Origin of the sequence: Arthrobacter sp. HMWF013 (genome assembly GCF_003061105.1) — a bacterium.
Lineage (GTDB): Bacteria > Actinomycetota > Actinomycetes > Actinomycetales > Micrococcaceae > Arthrobacter.
The window spans coordinates 1-2,638 of the sequence record NZ_QAIQ01000386.1; the positions used below are offsets into that span (position 1 = coordinate 1).

The following is a 2,638-nucleotide window of genomic DNA, read 5'->3' on the forward strand; positions in this document are numbered from 1 at the left end:
GTTCCACGATGTCCCATGACTCCGCCATCGATCCGCCGACGATCAGGACTTCCGCGCCGAACCGCTCAAGGTACGGCCCGGTGGCCTCCCCGACTGCCGCGAAGGCATCCTCAAGCACCGCCACTGCCAGGGCATCGCCGGCCCTGGAGGCCACGGCTATTTCGCGCACGTCCGGGGTGGCGGCGTCGGGATCCGAGACGCCGGGATCCGAAGTGGCCGGGCCATCACCGACGGCCGGGCCATCGCTGACGGCGGCGTCATGTCTGACCTCGGCAGCGGCTGCGGCGTAGGCGCGGCGGATGGCCCGGCGGGACACGGTGTCCTCGAGTGGGCGTCCGCGGAATTCCAGGCGGTAGCAGTGGCCGTCGGGTGGAACGTCAGCGCCGGTCCTGACGGGGACGCCGTCGGCCAGGAACACCGAACCAACGCCCGTCCCGAGGGTGATGCATACGGCGCGGCGGCTCGCTCCTGCGGCGCCGAGGACGGATTCGCCGATCCCGAAGGCGTCGGCGTCATTGAGGAAGGTGATGCTGCGGGGCTCCATGCTCAGCCTTTGTGCCAGTCCCGTGCGGACATCCACGCCCTGGAGCTGGTCGAACTTGCCCACATCCTCGTAACGGGCGATTCCGGTCAGGTAGTCGAACGGCCCGGGCAGTGCCACTCCCCATTGGCCGTTGTGGGCTTTGCCGAGCGCATCTGCCGCTGCGGCGATGGCGTCGAGCAGTGAAGCAGCGGACCCTTGGGCGTCAAGGCCGCGGCGGACCACGCTGCCCGCCACAACCCGCCATCCGCCGTCCCCGGGCCTCGCACCCTCGCCCTCGGGACCCTGAACCTCGGGATCCTGAACCTTGGGACCCTGGACTGCCGGACGCTGAACCAGGGCAGCCGTGACGTGCGTGCCCCCGATCTCCAGCACGGGTGTGGGCAACCCCTGATCCTTCAATTTCAGCCGCCTGCCAGGAGCCCGGCCACGCCGACCGGCCGTTGTTCCCGGAGGGAGCGGGCGGCGGCCTCAACCAGGGCCTGGAGGTAGAGGGCCCGCTCCACGTCCACGGTGACGGCTGTGCCAAGCCGGACGGCGTCGGCGAACTCCCTGCGAAGCACCGGCCAGCATTCGGAGTGGTCCATGCCTTCGGTGCTGTAGTCCAGGCTGCCCGCGGACGAGTACAGGCTGAGCGTCGTCCGGGCCGCCGGCAGCCTGACGGAGCCGGACAGGGATGCCTGGCCGGTGGCTCCGCCGCTGTGGAAAGTGGTGAGGGCTGCATACTGTTTGCTGCCGTCGGCGCGGACGGCTTCGATCGGCCCCGCGGCGAGGTCCATGAGGTCCAGCAGGTGCGGGCCCAGATCGTACAGCGCACCGAACTCGTCCCGCCAGCTCTGAACACCGTGAGTGCCCCGGCCGGATTGATCGGCCCGGCCGCTACGGCCGCCAGGTGCCACAAAGCCGCCAGCCAGGAAGCCGCCATGCAGGTAGGTTCCGGTCACCCCGAGCACAGCGCCCTGACTGCGGAGTTCCGCCGCGGCCGCAAGGAAGGCGCGGGTGCGTTGGTGGTAACGCTTGGTGAGGACGACGGCGTTCGCCACACCGTTGCGGCGGACGGCCTCAGCGACGGCTGTTGCCTGCTCAAGCGAAGCACCGAGCGGTTTCTCGAGCAGCAGGGCGAGCCCGGCGTCTGCCGCCTGTGGCGCGAGTTCGGCCTGGACGGGCGGCGGTACGGCGAAGTCCACGGCTTCGCACGATGCCAGGAGTTCCTCGAACGTGCCGAAGGCCGGTACTCCGTGCTCCGCGGCCAGTGCCGCCGCGGTGCTTCCGCTGGCGGACCAGATGCCGGCGAGTTCGGTCCCGGCCCCCGCGCTGTGCAGCGGCGCATGCATGGTGGCGGCCCACTGGCCGGCCCCCACCAACCCCACCTTCACGGGCGGGTACGCGGCACGGGAGGAGGCGTCGGACAGCATGTGATGAAGATACTGCAGATTATGCCTAACGTCTATACACAAGTGGTCTAGTGCTTGTGCTAATGTCATGTACATCACATTTTTGATCCCCACAACAACCCCTCGTCAAAAGGACCGATTCGAAGTGTCCCGCTTCCTCCGCATCGCGGCGCCGCGCAGCGTCGCAGTGATTGACCAGCCGTCCGTCCCGCTCGAAGCAGGCCAGGCCCGCGTACGGACCATGTATTCGGGCATTTCGGCGGGGACCGAACTCACTGCCTACCGCGGCACCAACCCCTACCTGACCTCCGTCTGGGATCCCGCATCGCGGCTTTTCGCCCCGGGCACCCAGGCCCTCGGCTATCCGCTGGATGGCTGGGGATACTCCGAGGTGGGCGAAGTAGTGGAGCTGGCACCGCCGAACGGCGACAGCGCAGGGAACCCCGCGGCCGAGGCTCCGGTTCAGGTAGGCGACATCGTCTGGGGGATCTGGGGTCACCGCGACGAAGGCATCCTGGCGGCGGAATCGCTGCGGGGCCATGTGCTGCCGGAAGGGATGAATCCCCTCGCCGGCGCGTTCGTCCGGGTCGGCGCAATCGCCCTCAGCGCCGTGCTGGCGGCGGACCTGGGCCCGGGCTCCACGGTCGCCATCTTCGGCCAAGGCGTCATCGGCCTGCTTGCCACGCGGTTCGCTGTCCTTAAC

Annotated in this window: 2 protein-coding genes and 1 pseudogene; 1 reads left to right on the forward strand and 2 read right to left on the reverse strand. The window is 69.1% G+C overall.

All coding sequences use genetic code 11. The annotated features are described in order from the left end of the window. Positions 1 to 928 (reverse strand): ROK family protein (locus tag DBR22_RS14320; RefSeq protein WP_258229211.1); only part of this gene is annotated, 928 nt, incomplete at its 3' end. A 17-nt stretch (positions 929 to 945) separates the two neighbouring features. Continuing rightward, on the reverse strand, positions 946 to 1,956 hold the full coding sequence (locus DBR22_RS14325; protein ID WP_108599570.1) for a Gfo/Idh/MocA family protein: 1,011 nt from the start codon (positions 1,954 to 1,956) through the stop codon (positions 946 to 948). A 124-nt stretch (positions 1,957 to 2,080) separates the two neighbouring features. Between DBR22_RS14325 and DBR22_RS14330 the strand changes: the two are divergent. After that, a pseudogene (locus DBR22_RS14330) lies at positions 2,081 to 2,638 on the forward strand (oxidoreductase); the annotation flags it as partial.